Raw genomic sequence first — 26,861 nt, 5'->3', positions numbered from 1 at the left:
TCGCGATAGCGGTGGTTCAGCCAATGAAGATATTGGCTGTGCCGACATCATCGCGAGCAGGCTCGCTCCCACAGTTTTTCGCGGTGTGTTAAAAGCCGGGCATAAAAAAGGCGCCCCGAAGGACGCCAAAAGATTCACCTCTTACCAAAGGAGCAAGGAGCTTCTAAAGGTGAATTGGCATAAACCGTGAAGTCAGAGAATCGTCAGCGGATACTCGACAATCACCCGTACCTCATCCAGATCCGACTCAAATGCCGTGGCGCGGGTAGTGGCTTGGCGCAGGCGCAACGACATGTCTTTCAGCGAGCCGCTCTGCACCACGTATTTGACTTCGATATCACGCTCCCAGCGCTTCTGGTCGGTCAGCGGGTTGCCGTCGGCATCGCGACGCATGTACACGGCGTTGGCGCTGGAATAGTCGGCGTCGGTGCCTCGGGCGTAACGGGTCATGAACGACAAACCCGGCACGCCATAGCTGCTCATGTCGAGGTCGTAGCGCACCATCCACGAACGTTCCTTGGGCGAGTTGAAGTCGCTGTACTGGATGGAGTTGTCGAGGAAGATCGAGTCGGACTGGCGCAGGTAATCGAAGTCGTCGTTGCCGTTGTTGCGCTGGTGCGACAAGGCAACGGAGTGGGCGCCGAGTTTCACGCCGACGCGGCCGCTCCAGATGTCGTTGTCGAACTCGCCAAGCAGTTGTTTGCCTTCGTCGACCGCCTTGTAATAGTTCAGGCCACCGAACAGCGACAGGTCATCCGACAGCGGATAAGTCCATGCAGTGCCGGCGTAGTACTGATTCCAGGCATCCTTGAGGCGACTGGAATACAGGCTGAAACTGAGGTTCTTGTTCAGCGCGTAGTCGCCACCGCCGTAAGCGATCCATGGCGAATTGACTGGACCTGCGTAGAAGGTCGCGAAGTTCTCGCGCATGTCGCTGGACACTGGTTGGCTCATCGCATGCAGGCGACCTCCCTGTACCGACAGACCTTCGATACTGGTGTTGGTGGCCGTGACACCCCGGAAGCTTTCCGGCAACAGTCGGGAGTCACCCGCCGCAACCACCGGGTTGGCGGGGAACACATCGCCGACCTTCACGACTGTATCGAAGGCGCGCACTTTGGCGGCGCCACCAACCTTGGTGTATTCGTCCCGCGCCTGGCCGTCCCTGTCGACCGGCAGCACATCGAAAGAACTGCGGCCACCGTTGCGACCGTCACCGGTATCGAGCTTCAAGCCGATCATCGCAAACGCATCGACACCGACCCCGACGGTGCCTTGGGTAAAGCCGGATTCGAACTTGCTGATGATCGCGTGGGCCCAGGCCTGGGAATAACCATTGCCGGTGGGACTCGACTGGCCGTCACGATGATCACGATTGAAGTATAAGTTGCGGTTGAGCACCGTCAGGCTGCTGCCCTCGATAAACCCCTCGGCTTTATCTTCCGCCCACACAATGGACGGCCCGGAGCCGACCACCACCGCTAAAGCGGCCATCGACATTTTTGTATTGTTAACCATCAATCACTCCTTGGGTTCGGCAGAACGGGAACGTGCTTCGGCGTGGGTTTTATTGTTCGGCGGGCAAGGGCCGCCGGCATGGTCGCCGGGTGACATCGTTGCAAGCTGCGGATAACGCCAAGGTGATGGGGGAATTACAATTTCGTCATGTGGGTGTGGTGTTGCCCGATCAGACCAGAACAGCCAAATCCGTGTACTGGGCAACCAATGGATCGGCAGTGAGGAGTTTCATGGGTTCTGTCATGGCCGTTGCAACAATGAGGCGGTCAAAAGGGTCACGATGGTGATGTTCCAGGTCCTTCACGGCAATGGCGTGTTCTGAGGTCACAGGCAGCTCGATGAACCCGCTGTCAAGGCAGTACTGGCGGATTTCTTCCAGGTCAACGTTCAGCTTTCCCAGCCCGACCTTGATCGCCATCTCCCAGAATGTCGCTGCGCTAATGTAAATATCGGCAGCGTTCTCAATTAGCTTTCTGGCTTTGCCGGATAGCCTGGGGTCATCGCTTAGCGTCCAGAGCAAAATATGCGTGTCGAGCAGAAGCCTCATTCTTGAGTGCCTTCAAAAGTATCGAGCATGTCGTCCGGCAGTGAGGTGTCAAAGTCTTCGGGAAGCACCAGTTTGCCTTTCATCGCTCCGATACGCTGCCCGCAGGGTTTTCCCACCGGAACCAGCTGCGCAAGAGCCCGACCATGTTTGGCAATCGTGATGATCTGTCCGGCGGCTGCGTCATCGACGAGTTTGGACAGATTGTTTTTTGCTTCGGCCAACGGAACGACGATCATGATTTCACTCCCATATTCTGGACAAATATAGCCAGAATATTTGGAGGCGGTAAAGCTGCGCGATTCCTCAAGGGGGACGGGGGCCAGTTTGGAGCGCTTCACTCTATGGGGCAGCAGCGTGACATTACCCCGGCGATCAGCGGCCAAGGCGTCGAAGTCTTCTACCAGTTCGGAAAAAATGTCACGGTTCATTGTTATTTCTCGCGTTGATTTATCGATCCAGCCAGTCATTCAAGATAGAGCCAAGTGCGCAGTGCTGGATGTAGGACGAGGCGGATAGTCTGGCGAGAGCTTTCGGGTATTGCAGGAGGAGGGGAGTGCGGCGGTAATAAATCCCACAAACGCAAAAACGGCACCCGAAGGTGCCGTTTCTGTTTTCTGTCGAGTGTCGCTTACGCGATCAACCCGCCAACCCCGACTGCTGAACCAGGTTCAGCAGCGGCTGTGGATACAGGCCGAGGAAGAACGCCAGTACGGCAATCGCCAGCAGCATCACGCCGCCTGCACGTTGTTCCCAGTGCAGTTGCGCATCGTGGCGACGCAGGTTTGGTTCCATCAGGTACAAGGTGACCATCACACGCAGGTAGTAGAAGACGCCGATGGCGCTGCCCAATACCAGGGAGCCGACCAGCCACCATTGGTGCGATTCGACACCGGTAGCGATGATGTAGAACTTGCCGATGAAGCCCGCGGTCAGCGGGATACCGGCCAGGGACAGCATCATCACGGTCAGCACGGCGGTCAGGTACGGACGGCGCCAGAACAGGCCGCGGTATTCGTACAGGGCATCGGCGTCACGGCCGTTGTACGGCGAGGACATCAGGGTGATCACGCCGAACGCGCCGAGGCTGGTGATCACGTAGGTGACCAGGTACACCCCGATGGCTTCCACGGCCAGGCCTTTGCTCGCCACCAGGGCGATCAGCAGGTAGCCGAAGTGGGCGATGGACGAGTAACCCAGCAGACGCTTGAGGTTGCTCTGGGTCAGTGCCAGCAGGTTACCGAACAGGATCGACGCGATGGCGATGATGGTCAGCACGTCGCTCAGCACACCGCTGCTCGCCGCTGGCGAGATCTGGAACAGACGCACCATCACTGCGAACACAGCGACTTTCGACGCGGTGGCCAGGAACGCTGCCACCGGTGCCGGAGCACCTTCGTAAACGTCCGGGGTCCAGAGGTGGAACGGTACCAGCGACAACTTGAACGCCAGGCCGATCAGCATCATGCCCAGGCCCAGTTGAGCCAGAGAGCTTGGCAGACCGGTGGCCGCCAGGGCCTGACCGATGCCGTTGAAGCTCAGGCTGCCAGCGTCGGCGTAGAGCAGGGCCATACCGAACAACAGGAACGCGGAACCGGCGGCCGACAGCACCATGTACTTGATACCGGCTTCCAGCGAGCGTTTGTTGAAGAAGGCGTAAGCCACCAGACCGTAAACCGGTACCGAGAGCAGTTCCAGACCGACGAACAAGCCGGCCAGGTGCTGCGCGCTGACCAGTACCAGGCCACCGGCGGCGGCCATCAGGATCAGCAGGTAAAGTTCTTCACGGTTGCCCGGGTAACCCGAACCGCCATCGCCCAGGTAGGCGTGGGCGAGGGTCACGCAAGCGAGGGTGGCGACCAGGATCAGCGCCATGTACAGGCAAGCGAAGGTGTCGATCTGCAGCAGTGGAGTCACGGCCAGCGGCGCGACTTTCAGGGCTGGCAGGATCGACAGCAGAGCCAGGTTCAGACCTGCCACCGACAGCAGGAAGGTCTGTGAGTGGTTGCGGCGCCATGCGATAGCCAGCATCACCACGATGATCGTGGCGCTGGTGATCAACAACGGCGCAAGCGCGATAAAGTGTTGAGTCGTGAATTCCATAGCGCTCTTACCGGGCCGAAGCGAGTTGAGTGAAGGCGGTGCCGAGCCACTGCTGCACGCCATGCATCGTCGCGGCAGAGGTATCGAGGAACGGCTGCGGGTACACGCCGATGTAGATCAGCAGCGCCGCAAGCCCAACCACCATGATCAGTTCGCGACCGTCCATGCCATGCAGCACCGCGTCCGATTTCGACGGGCCGAAGTAGGCACGGTGGATCATGATCAGCGAGTACACCGAACCGAACACCAGGCCGGACGTCGCAATCACGGTAATCCATGGGGCGCTGGCGAAGGTGCCGATCAGAATCAGGAACTCACCGACAAAGTTACCGGTCGCCGGCAAGCCCAGCGATGCGGCGGCGAAGAACAGGCTAAGAGCCGGCAGGTAGGCAATCTTCGACCACAGGCCACCCATCTCACGCATATCGCGGGTGTGGGTACGCTCGTAGAGCTGACCGGAGAGGATAAAGAGTGCCGCGGCCGACAGACCGTGCGCCAGCATCTGCATCACCGCGCCCTGCAGCGCCAGTTGGCTGCCGGAATAGATACCGATCAGTACGAAGCCCATGTGAGAAACGGACGAGAAGGCGATCAGACGCTTGATGTCGGTTTGTGCGAAAGCCAGGAACGCACCGTAGAAGATCCCGATCAGACCCAGGGTCATCGCGAACGGTGCGAACTCGGCCGAGGCATTCGGGAACAGCGGCAGGGCGAAACGCAGCAGGCCATAGGCCGCAGTCTTCAACAAGATACCGGCCAGGTCCACGGAACCCGCGGTCGGTGCCTGGGCGTGAGCGTCAGGCAACCAGGAGTGGAACGGTACGACTGGCAGCTTGACCGCGAAGGCGATGAAGAAGCCGAGCATCAGGATGTACTCGGTGGTCGTCGACATCTTGGTTTTCAACAGATCGGCGTAGTTGAAGGTAATCACGCCAGTGTCGTTGAAGTTGACCAGTACCAGGCCCAGGATCGCCACCAACATGATCAGGCCGGAAGCCTGAGTGAAGATGAAGAACTTGGTTGCCGCGTAGATCCGGGTTTTCTTGCCGTCCGAAGAACTGTGACCCCAGAGCGCGATGAGGAAGTACATCGGCACCAGCATCATTTCCCAGAAGAAGAAGAACATGAACAGGTCGAGGGCGAGGAACACGCCGACGACACCGCCCAGGATCCACATCAGGTTCAGGTGGAAGAAGCCCACGTGACGCTGGATCTCTTTCCACGAGCAGAGTACCGAGAGGACACCCAGCAGGCCGGTCAGCAGGATCATCAACAGTGACAGGCCGTCGAGGGCCAGGTGCACGTTGATGCCGAAACGCTGGATCCAGACGTGCTTGAACTCAATCGCCCAGGTCGGATCGGCGCCAGGCGCCGGTGCAAATGAATAGTCACCGTTGGCCCACAGCCAGAGGCCGAGGGAGAGCAGCAGGGACATGGTGATCAGCGCAATCCAGCGGGGGAGGGTGGCGCCGAAGCGCTCACCCATCCAGCACAGCAGGCCGCCGATGAAGGGGATCAGGATTAGCCAGGGCAGAATCATGACGGGCTCGTTTCCTTTCGCAAGTTCGCAAGGTTCATATCAGACCGCTACCAGCACGACGGCGCCGATTACCAGCACGGCACCAGCAGCCATCGAGGCGGCATACCAACGCAGTTGACCGGTCTCGGTGCGGCTCAGGGCGGTGTGACCGCCCTTGGCCATACGCGGGATCAGACCGATGGTCTGGTCGAGCGGGTCTTTGCGCAGAATGTGGCTGATCGCAAGGTAAGGCTTGACGAACAGTTTGTCGTAGATCCAGTCGAAGCCCCAGGCAGCGAACCACCAGGCCGAAAGGAAGCGGCCGACGCCGCTGTTGGCGATGGCGGTGACGAAGCGGCGCTTGCCGAGGAACAGCAGCGCGGCCAGCAGGATACCGGCCAGGGCGATGGCGCCCGAGGCGATTTCCAGACTGTGCTTGGCTTCGCCGCCGGCATGGCCGACGCTTTCCGGCAGTACACCGTGCAGCGGTGGAACGATCATCGCGCCGACGAACGTCGACAGTACGATCAGCACCGACAGCGGCAGCCAGTGAGCGATACCGTGACCGGCATGCGCTTCGGTCTTCGCTTCGCCGTGGAACGCGATGAAGATCAGGCGGAAGGTGTACAGCGAAGTCATGAAGGCACCGACCAGACCTGCATAAAGCAGACCCTGGTTACCGCTGGCGAACGCTTCCCAAAGAATTTCATCCTTGGAATAGAAGCCCGCAGTCACCAGAGGCAAGGCCGCCAGGGCCGCGCCGCCGACGATGAAGCTGGCGTAGGCCAGTGGCAGTTTCTTCCACAGGCCGCCCATCTTGAAGATGTTCTGCTCGTGGTGGCAGGCAACGATCACCGCACCGGATGCAAGGAACAACAGCGCCTTGAAGAAGGCGTGGGTCATCAGGTGGAAGATCGCGCCGTCCCATGCACCTACGCCCAGGGCCAGGAACATGTAGCCGATCTGGCTCATGGTCGAGTAGGCGAGGATACGTTTGATGTCGGTCTGCACCAGTGCCGCGAAACCTGCCAGCACCAGCGTCACGCCACCCACTACACCTACCAGGTGCAGGATGTCCGGCGCCAGGGCGAACAGACCGTGGGTACGGGCAATCAGGTAGACACCAGCGGTCACCATGGTCGCGGCGTGGATCAGTGCCGAAACCGGGGTAGGGCCGGCCATCGCATCCGCCAGCCAGGTTTGCAGCGGCAGTTGCGCGGATTTACCGACAGCGCCGCCCAGCAGCATCAGGGTCGCCAGAACGATCCAGAAGTCACCGGCCTTGAAGTGCTCAGGCGCCTTGACCAGCAGTTCCTGAATGTTCAGCGTGCCCAACTGTTGGAACAGGATGAACAGGCCGATGGCCATGAACACGTCGCCGACGCGGGTCACGATGAAGGCTTTGAGTGCTGCGTTACCGTTGTTGCGGTTGCTGTAGTAGAAACCGATCAACAGGTACGAGCACAGGCCCACGCCTTCCCAGCCGAAGTACACGAACAGCAGGTTATCGGCCAGGACCAGGAACAGCATGCTGGCGATAAACAGGTTGGTGTAGGCGAAGAAGCGCGAATAACCGGCTTCACCGCGCATGTACCAGGACGCGAACAGGTGGATCAGGAAGCCGACGCCGACCACCACACCGAGCATGGTCAGGGACAGGCCATCCAGGTACAGGGCGAAGTTAGGCGTGAAGCCTTCTACCGCCATCCACTGCCACAACACGTGGGTGTAGTGACCGCCTTCAGGTGGTGCAACGTTGAACTGCCAGATTATGTAAGCAGTGACGATTGCCGACAGGCCAATGGAGCCGACGCCAATCAGCGCCGAAAGGTTTTCCGACAAGCGACCGCGTGAGAACGCCAGCAGCAGGAAACCTATAAGAGGGAATACGAAAGTCAGATAGAGAAGGTTCATCCGCGCATCTCGCTGGCAGCGTCGATATCGAGAGTGTGGAAGCGGCGATACAGCTGCAACAGAATCGCCAGGCCAATACTGGCCTCGGCGGCTGCCAGGCTGATCACCAGGATGAACATGATCTGTCCATCCGGCTGCGCCCAGCGGCTACCGGCAACGATGAACGCCAACGCGGAGGCATTCATCATGACCTCCAGGCTCATCAGCACGAAAAGAATGTTGCGCCGGACCATCAGGCCGACCAGACCGAGGCAGAACAGGATGCCGGCAACCGCCAGACCATGCTCCATAGGGATAGCAGGCATCGTCATTGCTCCTTGGCTTCGTTGCGGCCCAAGTGGAACGCCGTGACGGCTGCGGCGAGCAGCAGCATCGAGGCGAGTTCGACCACCAGCAGGTAAGGACCGAACAGGCTGATGCCCACGGCCTTGGCGTCTACGGTGGTGTGGCCGATGGCCTGGCCACTCTGATGGGCGAACAGCACGTACAGCAGTTCAGCCAGCAGCAGCGCGCCGAGTGCGACCGGACCCAGCCAGATGCCGGGTTTGAGCCAGACGCGCTCTTGCTGAACCGAGGCCGGGCCCAGGTTCAGCATCATCACCACGAACACGAACAGCACCATGATGGCGCCAGCGTAGGCGATCACTTCCAGTACACCGGCAAACGGTGCGCCGAGGGCGAAGAACGTCATGGCCACGGCGATCAGCGAAATGATCAGGTAGAGCAGGGCGTGCACGGGGTTGGTGTTGGTGATCACGCGAAGCGTGGACACAACAGCGATACCCGATGCGAAATAGAAAGCGAATTCCATCTTTCTTCCTTAAGGCAGCAAGCTCTTCACGTTGATCGGCTGGGCTTCATTCTGCGCGGCGCCTTTGGGCTTACCGGCAATCGCCATACCTGCAACACGATAGAAGTTGTAATCAGGGTTTTTGCCGGGGCCGGAGATCAACAGATCTTCTTTCTCGTACACCAGGTCCTGACGTTTGAACTCGGCCATTTCGAAATCCGGTGTCAGCTGGATCGCGGTGGTCGGGCAGGCTTCCTCGCAGAGGCCGCAGAAAATGCAGCGCGAGAAGTTGATGCGGAAGAAGTCCGGGTACCAGCGACCGTCTTCGGTTTCAGCTTTCTGCAGCGAGATGCAACCCACCGGGCACGCCACGGCGCACAGGTTGCAGGCTACACAACGCTCTTCACCGTCAGGGTCGCGGGTCAGGACGATACGGCCACGGAAGCGCGGCGGCAGGTACACGGCTTCTTCCGGGTACTGCAGCGTGTCGCGCTTGCGGAAGGCGTGGCCGAAGATCATCACCAGGCTGCGAAGCTGGGTGAAGAAGCCATGCACGATGTCAAAAATGTACTTCATGATTCTCTATCCTCACTGAGCCGCGACGGCGGGCGTGTTGAGCAACACGACCGCAGCGGTCACCAGCATGTTGACGAGGGTCAGCGGCAGGCAGAACTTCCAGCTGAAATCCATCACTTGGTCATACCGTGGGCGCGGAATCGAGGCGCGCAGCAGGATGAAGAACATGATGAAGAACGCGGTTTTCAGTGCAAACCAGATGAACGGGATCTGCGGCAGAATGCCGAACGGACCGTGCCAGCCACCGAAGAACAAGGTCACCAGCAGCGCCGAAATCAACACGATGCCGATGTACTCACCGACGAAGAACATGCCCCATTTCATGCCGGCGTATTCAATGTGGTAACCGTCGGCCAGTTCCTGTTCCGCTTCCGGCTGGTCGAACGGGTGACGGTGAGTCACGGCGACGCCAGCGATGAAGAAGGTCAGGAAACCGAAGATCTGCGGAATGACGAACCACAGGTTCTGCGCCTGGTATTCAACGATGTCGCGCATGTTGAACGAGCCGACCTGGATCACGATGCCCATCAGCGACAGGCCCATGAACACTTCGTACGACACGGTTTGTGCCGAGGCCCGCAAGCTGCCCAACAGGGCGAACTTGTTGTTACTCGACCAGCCGGCGAACAGCACCGCGTAGACCGACAGACCGGCCATGGCGAAGAAGAACAGGATGCCGATGTTGATGTCCGCCACGCCCCAGGTCGGGGTGATCGGGATGATCGCGAAGGCAATCAGCAAGGCGCTCATGGCCACGACCGGTGCCAACGTGAAGATCACTTTGTCGGCGAACGGCGGGGTCCAGTCTTCCTTGAAGAACATCTTGATCATGTCGGCGGCGATCTGGAACGCGCCGAACGGGCCGACGCGGTTCGGACCGTAACGGTCCTGCCAGAGGGCGAGCAGACGACGCTCGACCCAGCTCAGCAGCGCGCCGCACACCACCACGGCGAGCAGAATCACGATGGCCTTGAGGACCGCGATGATTACGTCGATCACTTCAGGAGTGAACCAGGTCATAGCGCTGCCTCCTGCAGACCGTCAACGGATTTGCCGAAGATCGCTGGCGGAATACCGGCGATACCGGCCGGCAATGCAACCAGACCGGCACCCAGTTCTTCGTTGATGCGCAGTGGCAGACGCAGGGTCTGGCCAGCCACGTTCAGGCTCAGCAGGGCACCGTCATTGACACCCAGGCGATCGGCTTCAGACTTGGCCAGCGACACATAAGCGGCCGGGATGCGTTCCTGCACCGGTGCGGCTTTGGAAGAGTTCTCTTCGCTGCCGAACAGGTGGAAGAACGGCACGACCTGCCAGGTGCCCGGAGCCGGGTTGAACGCGCGCGGAACACTGGCGAACCAGTTCAGCGAATCACCGGTGCTTTCGATCAGGCGAGTGCCCGGGTCGCCAGCGCGGATGTGACCACCGACTTCGTCCTGGAACTTGTTCCAGGCTTGCGGCGAGTTCCAGCCCGGAGACCAGGCGAAGGGTACTTGCTGACGCGGTTCGACCGAGCCCGAGTAACCTTCCATGGAGAACGAGAACGCGGTGTCGTTGTCCTGGGAAGTACGCGGTTCGTGCACGCTGATGTCGGCGCGCATGGCGGTCCGGCCGCTGTAACGCAGCGGTTCGCGAGCCAGTTTCAGGCCTTTGATGCGGAACGCGGCGGACGGTGCGGCATCGACGATGCGCGCCAGTTGCGGTTTGCTCGCAGCAACGGCAGCGGTGACGTGGTCCAGTTGGGTCCAGTCGATCGGCTGGTTCAACAGGGTCGAACGCAGGGCATGCAGCCAGCGCCAGCCTTCGTGAACCAGAATGCTTGCGTCGAGGTAAGTCGGGTCGAAGACCTGGAAGAAGCGCTGGGCGCGGCCTTCCTGGCTGACCAGCGTACCGTCGCCTTCAGCGAAGCTGGCGGCTGGCAGAACCAGGTGCGCGCGATCGCTGGTGGCGGTCTTCTGATGGTCCGCCACGATCACCACTTTCGCGGCGTTCAGGGCAGCATCGACACGGGCTTTGTCGGTGCGGGTGTACAGATCGTTTTCCAGCACGACGATGGCGTCAGCCTTACCGTCGATCACCGCTTGCAGGGCTGCGTCGACCGAATCACCACCGAGCATGGCCAGGCCGAGGCTGTTGGCCTCTGGCACGATCAGGCTGATGGAACCGTTCTTCTCGCGCAGCTTCAGGGCCTTGGCGATGTTCGCCGCGGCTTCGATCAACGCCTTGGAACCCAGTGAGGTACCGGCAATGATCAGTGGACGCTTGGCAGCGAGCAGGGCGTCGGCAATGCGTTTGGCCAGTTCGAGGGCTTCGGCATCGAGGCCTTCAACCGCTGGAGCGCTGGCGTCGAGGGCGTGAGCCACGGCGAAACCGATGCGGGCCAGGTCGTCTGGCGCGGCGTGCACGCATTCTTCAGCGATGTCGTCGAGCTTGGTTTCAGCCAGGCTGGCGATGAACAGCGGGTTCAGCGCGTTCTGACCGATGTTCTTCACCGCGGCATCGAGCCACGGCTGAACACGCATGGCGTCGGCCATGTCTTCGGCCTTGCTCTTGACCGATTGACGCAGGGCCAGGGCCATGCGCGCAGCAGTCTGGGTCAGGTCTTCGCCGAGGACGAAAATCGCATCGTGGTCTTCGATGTCGCGCATGTTCGGGATCGGCAGCGGGCTGTCTTTGAGCACCTGTACTACCAGACGAATGCGCTCAAGCTCAGCGGCTTCGATACCGGAGTAGAAGTGCTCGGCGCCGACCAGTTCCAGCAACGCGTAGTTGCTTTCGAGGCTGGCGCGCGGCGAACCGATACCGACGATATTGCGACCGCGCAGCAGGTCGGCGGCTTTATCCAGCGCTTCGTCGAGGCTCAGCTTGGCGCCGTTGGCCAGCAGTGGCTGACGCGGGCGGTCTTCGCGGTTGACGTAGCCATAGCCGAAACGGCCACGGTCGCACAGGAAGTACTGGTTCACCGAACCGTTGAAACGGTTTTCGATGCGACGCAGTTCGCCGTAACGCTCGCCCGGGGAAATGTTGCAACCGCTGGAGCAGCCATGGCAGATGCTCGGCGAGAACTGCATGTCCCACTTGCGGTTGTAGCGCTCGGAGTGAGTCTTGTCGGTGAACACACCGGTCGGGCAGACCTCGGTGAGGTTGCCGGAGAACTCGCTTTCGAGGGTGCCGTCTTCAACGCGACCGAAGTACACGTTGTCGTGTGCGCCGAATACGCCGAGGTCGGTACCGCCGGCGTAGTCTTTATAGAAGCGTACGCAGCGATAGCAGGCGATGCAGCGGTTCATTTCGTGGGAAATGAACGGGCCCAGTTGCTGGTTCTGGTGAGTACGCTTGGTGAAGCGATAGCGGCGCTCGTTGTGGCCGGTCATCACCGTCATGTCTTGCAGGTGGCAGTGACCGCCTTCCTCACAGACCGGGCAGTCGTGAGGGTGGTTGGTCATCAGCCATTCGACGACGCTGGCGCGAAACACTTTCGCTTCTTCGTCGTCGATGGAGATCCAGCTGCCGTCGGTGGCGGGGGTCATGCAGGACATGACGATCCGACCACGCTTGTCGTTCTCGTCGGTGTACTGCTTGACCGCGCACTGGCGGCAAGCGCCAACGCTGCCAAGGGCTGGGTGCCAGCAGAAATAAGGGATATCGAGGCCTAGCGACAGACACGCCTGTAACAGGTTGTCTGCCCCATCGACTTCGAGCTCTTTGCCGTCTACGTGGATAGTGGCCATGGTTCAAAGTTCTTCGTTGGCCCGGTGTCAGCGGGCGTGGCTAATGGAATCTTGTTATTCGCGTGAATCAACACAGCCGTTTACGGCGTCATCACACGAGAAGACGAAGGGCACGGACCCTTCGCCTTTTTAAGCGTTTACGCGCCGACTACGATCGGCTTTGCCAGAGGCGGGACGACGGCGCTGGTAGGCGCGATGCCGGCTTCGAACTCATGGCGGAAGTATTTGATTGCGCTGCCCAACGGCTCCACGGCACCCGGTGCGTGTGCACAGAAGGTCTTGCCCGGGCCGAGGAAACCGACCAGACCCAGCAGGGTCTCGATATCGCCGGCTTGGCCTTCACCGTTCTCGATCGCGCGCAGCAGCTTGACGCTCCACGGCAGACCGTCACGGCACGGGGTGCAGAAGCCGCAGGATTCGCGGGAGAAGAACTCTTCCATGTTGCGCAGCAACGACACCATGTTGACGCTGTCGTCCACCGCCATGGCCAGGCCGGTACCCATACGGGTGCCCACTTTGGCGATGCCGCCGGCATACATTTGTGCGTCCAGGTGTTCCGGCAACAGGAAACCGGTACCGGCGCCGCCTGGCTGCCAGCACTTGAGCTTGTAACCGTCGCGCATGCCGCCGGCGTAGTCTTCGAACAGCTCGCGACCGGTGACGCCGAACGGCAGTTCCCACAGGCCGGGGTTCTTGACCTTGCCGGAGAAGCCCATGAGCTTGGTGCCCATGTCTTCACTGCCTTCGCGGGCCAACGATTTGTACCAGTCCACGCCGTCGGCAATGATCGCCGGCACGTTGCACAGGGTTTCCACGTTGTTCACGCAAGTCGGCTTGCCCCACACGCCCACGGCGGCAGGGAAGGGCGGCTTGGAGCGCGGGTTGGCGCGGCGGCCTTCGAGGGAGTTGATCAGTGCGGTTTCTTCACCGCAGATGTAACGCCCGGCGCCGGTGTGGACGAACAGCTCGAAATCGAAGCCGCTGCCCAGGATGTTTTTACCCAGCAGGCCTGCTGCCTTGGCTTCTTCCACGGCACGGTTGAGGTGCTTGGCGGCGGTGGTGTATTCGCCACGCAGGAAGATGTAGCCACGGTAGGTTTTCAGCGCGCGAGCACTGATCAGCATGCCTTCGATCAGCAGATGGGGCAGTTGCTCCATCAGCATGCGGTCTTTCCAGGTGTTCGGCTCCATTTCATCCGCGTTGCACAACAGGTAGCGGATGTTGATGGATTCGTCCTTGGGCATCAGGCCCCACTTCACGCCCGTGGGGAAGCCTGCACCGCCGCGGCCCTTGAGGCCGGAGTCTTTCACGGTCTGGACGATGTCGTCCTGGGCCATGTCGGCGAAGGCCTTGCGCGCAGCGGCGTAACCGTTCTTGGCTTGGTACTCGTCGAGCCATACGGCTTCGCCGTCGTCACGCAGACGCCAGGTCAGCGGGTGAGTCTCGGCCGAACGCTTGATGCGGTTGGCTGGACCGAAGGAAGTCAGGGTCATACGTAGCCCTCGAGCAATTTGGCAACACCGGCAGGCTGCACATCACCGAACGTGTCGTCGTCGATCATCAACGCCGGCGCCTTGTCGCAGTTGCCGAGGCAGCAGACTGGCAGCAGGGTGAAACGACCGTCGGCGGTGGTCTGACCCAGGCCGATGCCCAGCTTGCTCTGGATTTCGCTGACCACCGACTCGTGGCCGCCGATGTAGCAGACCATGCTGTCGCAGACGCGAATGATGTGACGGCCCACAGGCTGACGGAAGATCTGGCTATAGAACGTCGCCACGCCTTCAACGTCGCTGGCCGGGATGCCGAGGATTTCGCCGATGGCGTAGAGCGCGCCGTCAGGCACCCAGCCACGTTCCTTCTGGACGATCTTCAGGGCTTCGATCGACGCCGCGCGCGGGTCTTCGTAGTGATGCAGCTCGTGCTCGATGGCCGAGCGCTCGGTTTCGCTCAGGGCGAAACGGTCTGTCTGGATAAGCGGGCTGTTCATGCTTAGCGGTCCACGTCGGCCATAACGAAATCGATACTACCCAGGTACGCGATCAAGTCCGCGACCATGCTGCCTTTGATCACCGAAGGGATCTGCTGCAGGTGCGGGAAGCTTGGAGTACGAATCCGGGTGCGGTAGCTCATGGTGCCGCCATCGCTCGTCAGGTAATAACTGTTGATGCCCTTGGTCGCTTCGATCATCTGGAAGGATTCGTTGGCCGGCATGACCGGGCCCCACGAAACTTGCAGGAAGTGCGTGATCAGGGTCTCGATGTGTTGCAGCGTGCGCTCTTTGGGCGGCGGCGTGGTCAGCGGGTGATCCGCCTTGTACGGGCCTTCCGGCATGTTGCGCATGCACTGCTCGATGATCTTGAGGCTCTGGCGCATTTCTTCGACGCGAACGATGCAACGGTCGTAGGCATCGCCATTGGCCGCCAGCGGGATTTCGAATTCGAAGTTTTCGTAGCCGGAGTAAGGGCGAGCCTTACGCAGGTCGAAATCGCAACCGGTGGAACGCAGGCCGGCACCAGTGACGCCCCATTCCAGGGCTTCCTTGGTGTTGTAGGCAGCGACGCCGATGGTCCGGCCACGCAGGATGCTGTTGTCCAGTGCGGCTTTCTGGTATTCGTCCAGACGCTTTGGCATCCACTCGACGAAATCCTTGACCAGTTTTTCCCAGCCGCGCGGCAAGTCGTGAGCGACGCCACCGATGCGGTACCAGGCCGGGTGCAGACGGAAACCGGTGATGGCTTCGATCACCGTGTACGCCTTCTGGCGGTCGGTGAAGGTGAAGAACACCGGGGTCATGGCGCCGACGTCCTGGATGTAAGTCCCCAGGAACAGCAGGTGGCTGGTGATCCGGAAGAACTCGGCCATCATGATGCGGATGACGTCGACCTTCTCGGGCACCTTGATGCCGGCCAGCTTCTCGACCGAGAGCACGTACGGCAGGTTGTTCATCACGCCGCCGAGGTAGTCGATACGGTCGGTGTACGGAATGAAACTGTGCCAGGACTGACGCTCGGCCATCTTCTCGGCACCACGGTGGTGGTAACCGACGTCGGGCACGCAGTCGACGATCTCTTCACCGTCCAGCTGCAGAATGATGCGGAACGCACCGTGCGCCGAAGGGTGGTTGGGACCGAGGTTGAGGAACATGTAGTCCTCGTTCGCACCGGAACGCTTCATGCCCCAGTCTTCAGGCTTGAAGCGCGCGGCTTCTTCCTCAAGCTGTTGCTTGGCCAGGGTCAGGCTGAACGGGTCAAACTCGGTGGCACGGGCCGGGAAGTCCTTGCGCAGCGGGTGACCTTCCCAGGTCGGCGGCATCATGATGCGGGTCAGGTGCGGGTGACCGGCAAAGTTGATGCCGTACATGTCCCACACTTCACGCTCGTACCAGTTGGCGTTCGGCCAGAGACCGGTAACGGTCGGCACGCTGAGGTCGCTCTCGGACAAGGCGACCTTGATCATTACGTCACTATTACGCTCGATCGACATCAAGTGATAGAACACAGTGAAGTCGGCGCCGCTTGGCAGCCCTTGACGCTTGGTGCGCAGACGCTCGTCCACGCCGTGCAGGTCATAGAGCATGACGTACGGCTTGGGCAGGTTGCGCAGGAAGGTCAGGACTTCGACGAGTTTGGCGCGGGCAACCCAAAGCACCGGCATGCCGGTGCGGGTCGGCTGGGCGGTGAACGCCTCCGGGCCAAAACGATTGTTCAGTTCGACGACCACATCCTGGTCGTCTGCCTTATAAGGCGGGATGTACAGAGCACTGCCTGTAGTCATGGTTATTTATCGCTTTCGGTCAACGTAAAGAATGAAGCCAGTTTCTCGTTTCTTTGTAAGAACAGATCTGGATCAGACTTCGTCGGGGCTGCGCAGGTTGGTTACCTGAATACGCTGTTCGCGGCGCTGTTCCTTTTGCGAAGGCATCTCGGCGCGGTAAACGCCTTGATCGCCAACGACCCAGGAAAGTGGGCGACGCTCCTGGCCAATCGACTCCTGCAACAGCATCAAGCCTTGCAGAAAAGCTTCAGGGCGGGGTGGGCAGCCAGGCACGTAGACGTCCACGGGCAGGAACTTGTCCACCCCTTGAACGACGGAGTAGATGTCGTACATGCCACCGGAGTTGGCGCACGAACCCATGGAGATGACCCATTTAGGCTCGAGCATTTGCTCGTAGAGACGCTGAATGATCGGCGCCATCTTGATGAAGCAGGTACCGGCGATAACCATGAAATCCGCCTGACGCGGCGATGCCCGGATAACCTCGGCGCCAAAGCGCGCGATGTCGTGGGGCGCCGTGAAGGCGGTGGTCATTTCCACGTAGCAGCACGAAAGACCGAAGTTATACGGCCACAGGGAGTTCTTGCGCCCCCAGTTGATCGTGCCGTTGAGCACGTCTTCGAGCTTGCCCATGAAAATGTTTTTGTGGACTTGATCTTCTAACGGATCGGAAACGGTTTCCCGTTTGCCAATCGGATACTGCTCGTTAGGAGCATCGGGGTCGATCCTGGTGAGATTGTATTGCATTGCCAAAGCCTCATTGTTTCAGCTTCGCTTGCCGCTTACGACGAGCTTCCGGAGCCCAGTCAAGGGCGCCCACTCGGAATAGGTAGACAAGGCCTGCCAACAGAATTGCTATGAAAACGAGAGCTTCGACGAATCCGGTCCAGCCGCTTTCGCGGACGGACACAGACCAGGCAAAGAGAAAAAGGGCTTCGATATCGAAGATCACGAAAAGCATCGCGACCAGATAGAATTTGGCTGAGAGCCGCAAGCGGGCGCCACCGGTAGGTAGCATGCCGGACTCGAACGGTTCGTTTTTGCTGCGGCCCCAGGCTTTTGACCCGAGGAGGCTGGAGACGCCGAGCATGAAGGCGCAAAGGCCGCCGACACCCAGAAGGAAAATGGCAAAGCCCCAGTTGTGGGCCATGAGTCCGGTCGCTTCGGGCATGCTGGTAATCCTTAACAGAGAGCAAAGGTCTCTGAGCTTGAAAAGAAACAAAGCAGTGACGATATGTCGCAGCAATCAATCGCGGTGATTTTATGGCTAAACACCGAGCAAGTAAAATTCAGATAGCGAAATTATTTACAAGAATAAGGACATAGCGTGTCTCCAAAGCCCTGTAGCCCATGCGGCTCGGGCATTAGCGGGGGTTTTGTCAAATATGTGTTGTAGGGAATGTAACGAACATAGTTGCTGCTGAATGATAATCAATATTATTTGACGTGGTTTTCAAACTGTTTAACGGGTGAGTGGCTGGGAAGTTGTCTTATATGCGCGTTACTGCAAGTAGCAGGCGTCCCCGTTTTACCCTCTTTTTCTGATCGCGACACCGCTCTGGATCAATGTTTTTGTCTGTCTGGGTCTGTAGGAGCGAGGCTTGCCCGCGAAGAACGCGCCATGGTTTTTCAGGCGTACCGCGTCATCGTTCTTCGCGGGCAAGCCTCGCTCCTACAAAAGCAGGTGAAATCCCAGGCAAAAAAACGCCCCGAACCAGTCGGGGCGTCAGATGTGCAGCGCTGCGGTTAGCTTTTATTCGGTCCGCAACGGCCGTTTACTCAGGCGAAGCAGATCAGTGGAACTGTTCTTCTTCGGTCGAACCGGTCAGCGCGGTCACCGAGGACGTGCCACCTTGAATCACGGTGGTCATGTCGTCGAAGTAGCCGGTGCCCACTTCCTGCTGGTGAGCCACGAAGGTGTAACCCTTGGCAGCGTCAGCGAACTCTTGCTCTTGCAGCTTCACGTAGGCAGTCATGTCGTTGCGGGCGTAGTCGTGCGCCAGGTTGAACATGCTGTGCCACATGTTGTGAATGCCGGCCAGGGTGATGAACTGGTGCTTGTAGCCCATGGCGGACAGTTCGCGCTGGAACTTGGCGATGGTCGCGTCGTCCAGGTTTTTCTTCCAGTTGAAGGAAGGCGAGCAGTTGTACGACAGCAGTTGGTCCGGGTATTCCTTTTTGATCGCTTCAGCGAAGCGACGAGCCTCGTCCAGATCCGGCTTGGCGGTTTCGCACCAGATCAGGTCGGCGAACGGCGCGTAGGCCAGGCCGCGAGCGATGGCCTGGTCGAGACCGGCACGCACTTTGTAGAAGCCTTCCTGGGTACGTTCGCCAGTCACGAATGGCTGGTCGTACGGATCGCAATCGGAAGTCAGCAGGTCGGCTGCGTTGGCGTCGGTACGGGCCAGGATGATGGTCGGTGTACCGGCAACGTCAGCTGCCAGACGAGCAGCAGTCAGCTTCTGCACGGCTTCCTGGGTCGGAACCAGTACCTTGCCGCCCATGTGGCCGCATTTTTTCACGGAAGCCAGTTGGTCTTCGAAGTGAACGCCGGCAGCGCCTGCTTCGATCATGCTCTTCATCAGTTCGTAGGCGTTCAGTACACCACCGAAACCGGCTTCAGCGTCAGCCACGATCGGAGCGAAGTAGTCGATGTAACCTTCGTCGCCCGGGTTCTTGCCGGCTTTCCACTGGATCTGGTCAGCGCGACGGAACGAGTTGTTGATGCGCTTGACCACGGTCGGAACCGAATCCACCGGGTACAGCGACTGATCCGGGTACATCGATTCGGCGGAGTTGTTGTCCGCGGCCACTTGCCAGCCCGACAGGTAGATCGCCTGGATACCGGCTTTGACTTGTTGCACAGCCTGGCCGCCGGTCAGGGCGCCCATGCAGTTGACGAAATCTTTCTCAGGACGGAAGGACGGCTTGGCACCCTGGGTGACCAGGTTCCAAAGCTTGTCGGCGCCCATTTTTGCAAAGGTGTGCTCAGGTTGAACCGAGCCACGCAGACGGACGACGTCAGCAGCGGAGTAATTGCGTGTCACGCCTTTCCAGCGCGGGTTTTCAGCCCAATCTTTTTCGAGGGCTGCAATTTGCTGTTCGCGTGTCAGTGCCATGGAGATAAACCTCGTCGCATAGGTCTTGATTGGAAATTCATGCCCCTGCCTGGTACGCAATTCAAAGGGGCGTAAAAGGCTGCTCGCTGACCAGAAGCTTAGGTGGTCAAGTCGGGTTCGGCGGGGATGGCGACGGGATGAACGATGGGCTCGAGGGGAAGTGAGCAGGTAAGGGCGAACTGGCGAGCGCATTCGGGCGTCGTGGGCCTTGGTGCGAACTTCAGTGTGGAGCCGGGTTACCTAATTACGCTTCCGTCCCTCGGGACAACTTCGTTCCAGTCGGCAACCTCGTCAAACACACCTTGTGGGCGGTACAGACACGAATCGGCTCGCGGGGTAGGTGCGAACAGCGACTCGAAAGCCCTTGCCAGGGCCTCTGATTAGCGGGAGCGAGGCCATCATGCCTTTGCTTTTTTGGCTCGTCAAACGTTTTGTAGTGCTTTTTTTAAAGCACTACATCTTTGGTCTAATACGACTAATCAGTCAGTTTTCGGTGGTTTAGTCCAAAGTATCGACTTTCACCCGCAGAGTCATGTCATCCCGGCCCTGAGTCGAGTAGCTGCGGGTCTGGCCCTGTTTGTCGGCCTGAGTCTGGCGGTTCACGCCGGCCAGGGTGATCCATTCACCCAGTCGACCCGTGACAGTTGTGTCGGTACTTTGCACATTCACTACATCGGAACGTTCCTGGCTCATCCGGTCACGGTTGGTACTGATTGCCAGATGAACGATGTCGCCGGTGACGCTGGCGGTGACGTAGAAACCTTGAGTGACATTGCGGTATTCGGTCTGGCTGCGCAGATCGCCATAAGAATCGGTCTGCGTGCTGGTCAACGGTACGCTCTGACCGACCTGGATCAGTGCTGGTGTGCCTTCGCTGGCCTGAACCTGCTGGATACCGCCGTCACGGCTGTCGGTGCTGCGGTTGATGATGCGAGTCTGGCTCGGCTTGGCACCGTTCACCGAGTAACCCTGATCGCCCTGGAAGTTGTTTTCGTTGGTGTCGACGGTGATCAGCAAGCGCTTGGCGGCCACGTCGAGTTGGCCGATCAAGGCCTTGAGTTCGTCGATCTTGCGTTGTTCGGCGTTGACGATCAGCTGATTGCCGTAGGCGCTGACCTGGCCGTCCTTGCCGATGAAATTCTGCGCCACCGGCAGCAGGTCGGCGCTGGTGCGATAGTTCAGGGGCACGATCTCGGTGGCGGCCATGACCGAAAAACTGCAGGTCAGCAGCAGCGTGGTGAGCAGGGTGCGTAGGGACATATCCGTTATCTCCGCAATCAAAGGCTTGAGTTTGCCAGTTTGTCGGCCCATGGTGGGGCAAGTTGAATCGTAGACAGCAAAACGCCCCGGCATCCGAGGATGGCGGGGCGTTTTGGGTTGTTCCTGATGTGCATTTGTGGCGAGGGGGCTTGCCCCCGTTGGGTCGCGAAGCGGCCCCCAGATTTTAGGGCTGCTGCGCAGCCCAACGGGGGCAAGCCCCCTCGCCACAGGTCTCAGGCGGAGTGCCGCACCATGTCCACATGCGGAATCCCGGCTTCCAGGAATTCCTCACTGACCATGCTGAAGCCCAAGCGTTCATAGAACGCCGTGGCCTGCACTTGCGCGCTCAGCATTTGTTGCTTCAGCCCGCGCTCCTCGGCTTCACCGATCACCGCTTGCATCAGCGCATCGCCGACTTTCAAGCCGCGCCAGTCCTTCAGCACCGATACCCGGCCGATGTGACCATCTGGCAGTAGCCGGGCGGTGCCGATCGGGAAGTCGCCTTCAAAGGCCAGGAAGTGGACTGCCGTTGCGTCATCAGCATCCCATTCCAGTTCAGGCGGAACGGATTGCTCGGCGATGAACACCGTCTCACGAATGCGCCGGATCTCGGCGTTATCCTTTTGCCAGTCTGCGACACGAACGCGAATTTTATTCATCGGCAAACCCCAGGCTTCCCTGCTTGATCAGCTCACACAGCAGGCCGCGGCCGTCTTCGTCGATCAGCCACTCGCCAAGGTTGTCGACGTGCAGCGCATCGGCGGCGCAGATCATCTTCAGCAGCTCGCGCAGTTTGCCCGGCAGGTAACGGCTCTGACCGCTGGCAAACAGCAGCAGGTCGTCATCAACTTCCGACCAGGCCAGGCGTGCGCTCGGGTTGCGGATCAGGATCGCGCCTTGCTCGAGGCTGGCGAGCAGGTCGTCTTCTTCGATTTCTTCCGGGCCAACCACCAGCTCCGGGTAGCGCGGCTCGGTCATGAACTGGCCGAACCAGGTCAGCAGCAGGCGCTCATCGCTCATGTGCTCGGCCAGCAGGCTTTTCAGGCGATCGAGGGCGTCGTGCTGGATCTGATGAGGATCGACCGCCGGCAGGGCGTCGGCGTCGGTGTAACGCTCTTCGTCCGACAGGAACTGGCTGAGGAAGTCGGTGAAGTGGGTCAGCACTTCAGCGGCGCTCGGGGCGCGGAAACCAACCGAGTAGGTCATGCAGTCATCGACGGCCACGCCGCAGTGGGCCAGGCGCGGTGGCAGATACAGCATGTCGCCCGGTTCCAGAACCCACTCATCGGTGGCTTCGAAATCAGCGAGGATGCGCAAGTCGGCGTGTTGCAGCAGCTTGCTCTCGGAATCGCACATCTGGCCGATTTTCCAGTTGCGCTTGCCGTGACCCTGAAGCAGGAACACATCGTAGTTGTCGAAGTGCGGACCCACGCTGCCACCCGGGGCGGCGAAGCTGATCATCACATCGTCGACGCGCCAGCTCGGCAGGAAGCGGAAGTTCTCCAGCAGCTCGGCGACTTCCGGCACGAACTGGTCGACGGCTTGCACCAGCAGGGTCCAGTCACGTTCCGGCAGTTTGCTGAATTCGTCTTCGGCGAACGGACCACGGCGCAATTCCCAAGGACGCTCGCCGTTCTCGATCACCAGGCGCGATTCGACTTCTTCTTCCAGCGCCAGGCCGGCCAGTTCGTCGGCGTCGATCGGGCTTTCGAAATCAGGGATCGCCTGGCGGATCAGCAGGGGTTTTTTCTGCCAGTAGTCACGCAGGAATTCGCGCGCCGTGATGCCGCCCAGAAGTTGAAGAGGAATGTCAGGATTCATGTGTAACCTATTGAAAAAATGCACTTTTCAGACGGGAATAAAAACGCCCGGCGCTGCCGGGCGTCTCAAACGGGTAAAGCGGTCGATCAGATGCGTTTGGCTTGTGCCACAGCGTTACCGATGTAGTTCGCCGGAGTGAGCAGTTTCAGCTCGGCCTTGGCGGCGGCTGGCATGTCCAGGCCGTCGATGAAAGTCTGCAGCGCTTCAGGGCTGATGCCCTTGCCGCGAGTCAGTTCTTTCAGCTTTTCGTACGGGTTTTCGATGTTGTAGCGGCGCATCACGGTCTGGATCGGCTCGGCCAATACTTCCCAGCAGGCGTCCAGGTCAGCAGCGATTTTCTGAGCGTTGAGCTCCAGTTTGCTGATGCCTTTGAGGCTGGCTTCGTACGCGATCACGCTGTGGGCGAAGCCGACACCGAGGTTGCGCAGTACGGTGGAGTCGGTCAGGTCGCGCTGCCAGCGGGAGATCGGCAGCTTGCTCGCCAGGTGCTGGAACAGTGCGTTGGCGATCCCCAGGTTGCCTTCGGAGTTTTCGAAGTCGATCGGGTTGACCTTGTGCGGCATGGTCGACGAACCGATTTCGCCAGCGATGGTGCGCTGTTTGAAATACCCCAGGGAGATGTAGCCCCAGATGTCGCGGTCGAAGTCGATCAGGATGGTGTTGAAGCGCGCGATCGCGTCGAACAGCTCGGCGATGTAGTCGTGCGGTTCGATCTGCGTGGTGTACGGGTTGAAGCCCAGGCCCAGCTCGTCTTCGATGAAGGCGCGGGCATTGGCTTCCCAGTCGATCTCAGGGTAGGCCGACAGGTGAGCGTTGTAGTTGCCGACAGCGCCGTTGATCTTGCCCAGCAGCGGAACGGCGGCGACTTGAGCGATCTGACGCTCCAGACGGTAAACCACGTTCGCCAGCTCTTTGCCCAGGGTGGTCGGCGAGGCCGGTTGACCGTGGGTGCGCGACAGCATAGGCACGTCAGCGAAACGGATGGCCAGCTCGCGAATGGCTTCGGCAGTCTGGCGCATCAGCGGCAGCATCACATCATCACGGCCTTCGCGCAGCATCAGGGCGTGGGACAGGTTGTTGATGTCCTCGCTGGTGCAGGCAAAGTGGATGAATTCGCTGACGGCAGCCAGTTCTGGCAACTTGGCCGCTTGCTCTTTGAGCAGGTACTCAATGGCTTTGACGTCGTGGTTGGTGGTGCGCTCGATCTCTTTGACACGCTCGGCGTGCTCCAGAGAGAAGTTTTCCGCCAGGGTGTTCAGCACCGCGTTGGCTTCGGCGGAGAACGCCGGCACTTCGCTGATGGCAGGGTGAGCGGCCAGGCGCTGGAGCCAGCGCACTTCAACCAGGACGCGAGCACGGATCAGGCCGTATTCGCTGAAAATTGGGCGCAGGGCCTGGGTTTTGCCGGCGTAGCGGCCGTCAACAGGGGAAACCGCAGTGAGCGAAGAGAGCTGCATGGGGTGTTCTCGGACAGTCGGGCAACGAAATGGGGCGCGTATCATACATGAAAAAATCCGCCGGTCCGTTGCCAACTGACCGGCGTATTACGCGTTACTGACTACAAAGCGGTATTGCGGGCGCGGTTCAGCTGCTGCGCATCAGCGGGTAAAGCTCTTTAAGCAGCTTGCGCCGGCTGATCACCAACTGCCAGCGATGACCGCCCAACTGCCGCCACAGGCGCGCCGAACGGATCCCGGCGAGCAACAGCGCGCGAATCTTCGAGGCATTGCTTGGTTGCTGCAGGTTGCGCATGTCGCCATGCACCTGAATCCGTTGGCGCAGGGTGCTCAGGGTGTCCTGATACAGCGCACCGCAGGCGGCGATCACGTTTTCGTGAGCCGGGCCGAAGTGTTCGACCTGGGACTGAATCTGCGGCAAACGCTTGCCGATCACTTCCAGCATGTCGTCGCGCTTGGCCAGCTGACGCTCCAGCCCCAGCATCGCCAGGGCGTACCGCAGAGGTTCGCGCTGAAGGGTGCTGGGGTCGCGCTCCAGGGCGCCGATCAGGGCGCGGTAGCCGTCACGCAGATTGATATCGTCACCGCCATAGACTTCCAGCGTGTCCTTGGGGTCGCGAATCAACAGGCTGCCGAGCATGCAGGTCAGGCCGGCTTCGTTGGTCTGGCCGCTCTTGGCGATCTTGTCGACCAGTACGGCGGCGAGAAACACGCCGCCCAGGGCCGTCAGTTGCTCCTGAGTCGGGCTCATGAACGCTGACCCTTGCTGGTCCAGGGTTCGGCCACTTCGATCACGCCGCCGCCGAGGCAGATTTCACCGTCGTAGAACACCACGGACTGGCCTGGAGTGACTGCGCGTTGCGGGTCATCGAAGGTCGCGCGGTAGCCGGTGGCGGTCTTTTCCAGCGTGCAAGGCTGGTCGCTTTGGCGATAGCGCACTTTGGCGGTCAGCTTGCGCGGCTCGGTCAAATCGATCGGGTTGACCCAATAGATGTCCGAGGCGAGCAGGGCGCGGGAGAACAAATAAGGGTGATCATTGCCCTGGCCAACGATCAGCTCGTTGTGTTCCAGGTCCTTGATCAGCACATACCACGGCTCGTCGCTGGCGTCTTTCAGGCCGCCGATGCCCAGGCCCTGACGCTGGCCGATGGTGTGGTACATCAAGCCGTGGTGACGGCCGATGACTTCGCCTTCGGTGGTCTTGATCTCGCCTGGCTGGGCTGGCAGGTATTGCTTGAGGAAGTCGCTGAAGCGGCGTTCGCCGATAAAGCAGATCCCGGTGGAGTCCTTTTTCTTCGCGGTGGCCAGGTCGTGTTTCTCGGCAATCGCGCGCACTTCGGGTTTTTCCAGCTCGCCGACCGGGAACAGGGTCTTGGCGATCTGTTCGCCGCCCACGGCATGCAGGAAGTAGCTCTGGTCCTTGTTCGGATCCAGGCCCTTGAGCAATTCGGTGCGGCCATCGATGTCGCGGCGGCGCACGTAGTGGCCGGTGGCGATCAGGTCGGCGCCGAGCATCATGGCGTAGTCGAGGAACGCCTTGAACTTGATTTCGCGGTTGCAGAGGATGTCCGGGTTCGGCGTGCGACCGGCCTTGTACTCGGCCAGGAAATGCTCGAACACGTTGTCCCAGTACTCGGCGGCGAAGTTGGCGGTGTGCAGCTTGATGCCAATCTTGTCGCACACGGCCTGAGCGTCCGCCAGGTCATCCATGGCGGTGCAGTATTCGGTTCCATCGTCTTCTTCCCAGTTCTTCATGAACAGGCCTTCCACCTCATAACCCTGCTCGATCAGCAGGAGAGCGGAAACGGAAGAGTCCACGCCGCCGGACATGCCGACAATAACGCGCTTCTTTTGTGTGTCAGAAGGGGCTGGATCACGCATAGGGATTCAATGAGTGTCTTGAAAAAGGACGCGATTCTAGCAGGCTCAAGCCTGCAAGGCTAAAGAGAAGGGCGGATCAGCTCGAGGCTGAAGTGTTTACCGTCCAGATAATCATCGATACAGCGGATGATCAGCTCACTGCGCCAGTTTGCGCGCTGTTGCAGCAGTTCGTCACGCGTCAGCCATTTTGCGCCGACGATACCGTCATCCAGCTGATAATCCGGGTGGTGTTTGAGCGGTTTTGCGGTGAAGCAGACCCGCTGGTAAGTTACGCCGTTGCTCGGAGCGGTGTAGAGATAAATACCCACCACGCCTGTCGGCTCGACGTCCCAGCCGGTTTCCTCGAGGGTTTCGCGCACAGCGGCCTCGATCAGGGTTTCATCCGGGTCCAGATGGCCGGCGGGCTGGTTGAGCACCGTTTGTCCGTGCTTGAGTTCTTCTACCATCAGGAAGCGGCCGTTGTCTTCGACGATGGTCGCGACGGTGATGTGGGGTAGCCAGTCCATAAGACTTCCTCGATTCGGTTACGCAAAGATTTCAATGTGGGAACCGGCCCACCTGTGGGAGCGAGCCTGCTCGCGATGACGGCGGGTCAGTCGACATCAATGTTGAATGATATAGCGCTATCGCGAGCAGGCTCGCTCCCACAGGGGGCGGGTTACGACCAGATAAATATGTGCGAGCGCCAGAAACAGAAACCCCGGCGCTGGGCCGGGGCTTCTTTGCATCCTTACAACCTTAAACCAGCGCAGCGATCGCGGCGTTGAAGGTGTTGCTCGGGCGCATGGCCTTGCTGATCAGTTCGGCATTGGCGTGGTAGTAACCGCCGATGTCCACTGGCTTTCCCTGAACGG

25 protein-coding genes and 1 pseudogene are annotated in these 26,861 nt (G+C 59.9%); 1 reads left to right on the top strand and 25 read right to left on the bottom strand.

Features of this window, described 5'->3' with window-relative positions:
- Positions 1–190, top strand: a pseudogene (locus PMI30_RS31860) (hypothetical protein); the annotation flags it as partial.
- 2 nt (positions 191–192) lie between these two features.
- Here the strand turns inward: PMI30_RS31860 and PMI30_RS01325 are convergent.
- From PMI30_RS01325 to PMI30_RS32280, 25 genes are all read right to left on the bottom strand, one after another.
- Positions 193–1,518, bottom strand: coding sequence for an OprD family porin (locus tag PMI30_RS01325; protein ID WP_008014914.1), 1,326 nt, complete (start codon positions 1,516–1,518; stop codon positions 193–195).
- A 169-nt stretch (positions 1,519–1,687) separates the two neighbouring features.
- Positions 1,688–2,065, bottom strand: coding sequence for a type II toxin-antitoxin system VapC family toxin (locus tag PMI30_RS01330; protein ID WP_008014913.1), 378 nt, complete (start codon positions 2,063–2,065; stop codon positions 1,688–1,690).
- Positions 2,062–2,493: a type II toxin-antitoxin system Phd/YefM family antitoxin gene (locus PMI30_RS31005; RefSeq protein ID WP_008014912.1), complete on the bottom strand. Its 432-nt coding sequence runs from the start codon at positions 2,491–2,493 to the stop codon at positions 2,062–2,064. The genes PMI30_RS01330 and PMI30_RS31005 overlap by 4 nt, the downstream gene beginning before the upstream one ends.
- A gap of 208 nt (positions 2,494–2,701) precedes the next feature.
- On the bottom strand, positions 2,702–4,165 hold the full coding sequence (gene nuoN / locus PMI30_RS01335) for an NADH-quinone oxidoreductase subunit NuoN (protein ID WP_008014910.1): 1,464 nt from the start codon (positions 4,163–4,165) through the stop codon (positions 2,702–2,704).
- Between the two features lie 7 nt (positions 4,166–4,172).
- The gene (nuoM, locus tag PMI30_RS01340; RefSeq protein ID WP_008014909.1) at positions 4,173–5,705 is read right to left on the bottom strand and encodes an NADH-quinone oxidoreductase subunit M; all 1,533 of its coding nucleotides are present in this window, start codon (positions 5,703–5,705) and stop codon (positions 4,173–4,175) included.
- A gap of 39 nt (positions 5,706–5,744) precedes the next feature.
- The gene (nuoL, locus tag PMI30_RS01345; RefSeq protein ID WP_008014907.1) at positions 5,745–7,598 is read right to left on the bottom strand and encodes an NADH-quinone oxidoreductase subunit L; all 1,854 of its coding nucleotides are present in this window, start codon (positions 7,596–7,598) and stop codon (positions 5,745–5,747) included.
- Positions 7,595–7,903 carry an NADH-quinone oxidoreductase subunit NuoK gene (gene nuoK, locus PMI30_RS01350; RefSeq protein WP_007946416.1) on the bottom strand — a complete coding sequence of 103 codons (309 nt, stop codon included), beginning with the start codon at positions 7,901–7,903 and terminating at the stop codon, positions 7,595–7,597. The genes nuoL and nuoK overlap by 4 nt, the downstream gene beginning before the upstream one ends.
- Positions 7,904–7,905: 2 nt before the next feature.
- On the bottom strand, positions 7,906–8,409 hold the full coding sequence (gene nuoJ / locus PMI30_RS01355) for an NADH-quinone oxidoreductase subunit J (RefSeq protein WP_008014904.1): 504 nt from the start codon (positions 8,407–8,409) through the stop codon (positions 7,906–7,908).
- A 9-nt stretch (positions 8,410–8,418) separates the two neighbouring features.
- Positions 8,419–8,964 (bottom strand): NADH-quinone oxidoreductase subunit NuoI, encoded by a 546-nt coding sequence (gene nuoI, locus PMI30_RS01360; RefSeq protein WP_008014903.1) that lies wholly within the window; start codon positions 8,962–8,964, stop codon positions 8,419–8,421.
- A 12-nt stretch (positions 8,965–8,976) separates the two neighbouring features.
- On the bottom strand, positions 8,977–9,984 hold the full coding sequence (gene nuoH / locus PMI30_RS01365) for an NADH-quinone oxidoreductase subunit NuoH (protein WP_008014900.1): 1,008 nt from the start codon (positions 9,982–9,984) through the stop codon (positions 8,977–8,979).
- Positions 9,981–12,695 (bottom strand): NADH-quinone oxidoreductase subunit NuoG, encoded by a 2,715-nt coding sequence (gene nuoG, locus PMI30_RS01370; RefSeq protein WP_008014898.1) that lies wholly within the window; start codon positions 12,693–12,695, stop codon positions 9,981–9,983. The genes nuoH and nuoG overlap by 4 nt, the downstream gene beginning before the upstream one ends.
- A 137-nt stretch (positions 12,696–12,832) precedes the next feature.
- Positions 12,833–14,188 (bottom strand): NADH-quinone oxidoreductase subunit NuoF, encoded by a 1,356-nt coding sequence (gene nuoF / locus PMI30_RS01375; RefSeq protein WP_008014896.1) that lies wholly within the window; start codon positions 14,186–14,188, stop codon positions 12,833–12,835.
- Positions 14,185–14,682 carry an NADH-quinone oxidoreductase subunit NuoE gene (gene nuoE / locus PMI30_RS01380; RefSeq protein ID WP_007940871.1) on the bottom strand — a complete coding sequence of 166 codons (498 nt, stop codon included), beginning with the start codon at positions 14,680–14,682 and terminating at the stop codon, positions 14,185–14,187. Before nuoE ends, nuoF begins: the two co-directional genes overlap by 4 nt.
- 2 nt (positions 14,683–14,684) lie before the next feature.
- Positions 14,685–16,469: an NADH-quinone oxidoreductase subunit C/D gene (gene nuoC, locus PMI30_RS01385; RefSeq protein ID WP_008014895.1), complete on the bottom strand. Its 1,785-nt coding sequence runs from the start codon at positions 16,467–16,469 to the stop codon at positions 14,685–14,687.
- A gap of 72 nt (positions 16,470–16,541) precedes the next feature.
- Entirely contained in the window at positions 16,542–17,216 is a 675-nt protein-coding gene (locus PMI30_RS01390; protein ID WP_008014893.1) for a NuoB/complex I 20 kDa subunit family protein, read from the bottom strand.
- A gap of 10 nt (positions 17,217–17,226) precedes the next feature.
- Positions 17,227–17,640 carry an NADH-quinone oxidoreductase subunit A gene (locus tag PMI30_RS01395; RefSeq protein WP_007905050.1) on the bottom strand — a complete coding sequence of 138 codons (414 nt, stop codon included), beginning with the start codon at positions 17,638–17,640 and terminating at the stop codon, positions 17,227–17,229.
- Positions 17,641–18,262: 622 nt separating this feature from the next.
- Positions 18,263–19,588, bottom strand: a complete 1,326-nt coding sequence (gene aceA / locus PMI30_RS01400) for an isocitrate lyase (protein ID WP_007905048.1) — start codon at positions 19,586–19,588, stop codon at positions 18,263–18,265.
- A gap of 498 nt (positions 19,589–20,086) precedes the next feature.
- Positions 20,087–20,848, bottom strand: a complete 762-nt coding sequence (locus PMI30_RS01405; protein ID WP_008014892.1) for a secretin N-terminal domain-containing protein — start codon at positions 20,846–20,848, stop codon at positions 20,087–20,089.
- A 233-nt stretch (positions 20,849–21,081) separates the two neighbouring features.
- The gene (locus PMI30_RS01410) at positions 21,082–21,507 is read right to left on the bottom strand and encodes a GNAT family N-acetyltransferase (protein WP_008014889.1); all 426 of its coding nucleotides are present in this window, start codon (positions 21,505–21,507) and stop codon (positions 21,082–21,084) included.
- A complete protein-coding gene (locus tag PMI30_RS01415; protein WP_008014888.1) occupies positions 21,500–22,669 on the bottom strand; it encodes a ribosomal protein uL16 3-hydroxylase in 1,170 nt (389 codons plus the stop codon). Before PMI30_RS01415 ends, PMI30_RS01410 begins: the two co-directional genes overlap by 8 nt.
- 86 nt (positions 22,670–22,755) lie before the next feature.
- On the bottom strand, positions 22,756–24,126 hold the full coding sequence (purB, locus tag PMI30_RS01420) for an adenylosuccinate lyase (protein WP_007905039.1): 1,371 nt from the start codon (positions 24,124–24,126) through the stop codon (positions 22,756–22,758).
- A 127-nt stretch (positions 24,127–24,253) separates the two neighbouring features.
- Complete coding sequence (hflD, locus tag PMI30_RS01425; RefSeq protein WP_008014886.1) at positions 24,254–24,877, bottom strand: high frequency lysogenization protein HflD; 624 nt, start codon at positions 24,875–24,877, stop codon at positions 24,254–24,256.
- Positions 24,874–26,007 carry a tRNA 2-thiouridine(34) synthase MnmA gene (gene mnmA, locus PMI30_RS01430; protein ID WP_008014884.1) on the bottom strand — a complete coding sequence of 378 codons (1,134 nt, stop codon included), beginning with the start codon at positions 26,005–26,007 and terminating at the stop codon, positions 24,874–24,876. Before mnmA ends, hflD begins: the two co-directional genes overlap by 4 nt.
- Positions 26,008–26,066: 59 nt before the next feature.
- On the bottom strand, positions 26,067–26,513 hold the full coding sequence (locus PMI30_RS01435; RefSeq protein WP_008014882.1) for an NUDIX hydrolase: 447 nt from the start codon (positions 26,511–26,513) through the stop codon (positions 26,067–26,069).
- Positions 26,514–26,745: 232 nt separating this feature from the next.
- The coding region (locus PMI30_RS32280; protein WP_008014880.1) for an NADP-dependent isocitrate dehydrogenase at positions 26,746–26,861 on the bottom strand (116 nt) is incomplete at its 5' end.

This window comes from Pseudomonas sp. GM50 (assembly GCF_000282375.1).
GTDB lineage: Bacteria > Pseudomonadota > Gammaproteobacteria > Pseudomonadales > Pseudomonadaceae > Aquipseudomonas.
This window is presented reverse-complemented; position numbering and strand designations above follow the sequence as displayed.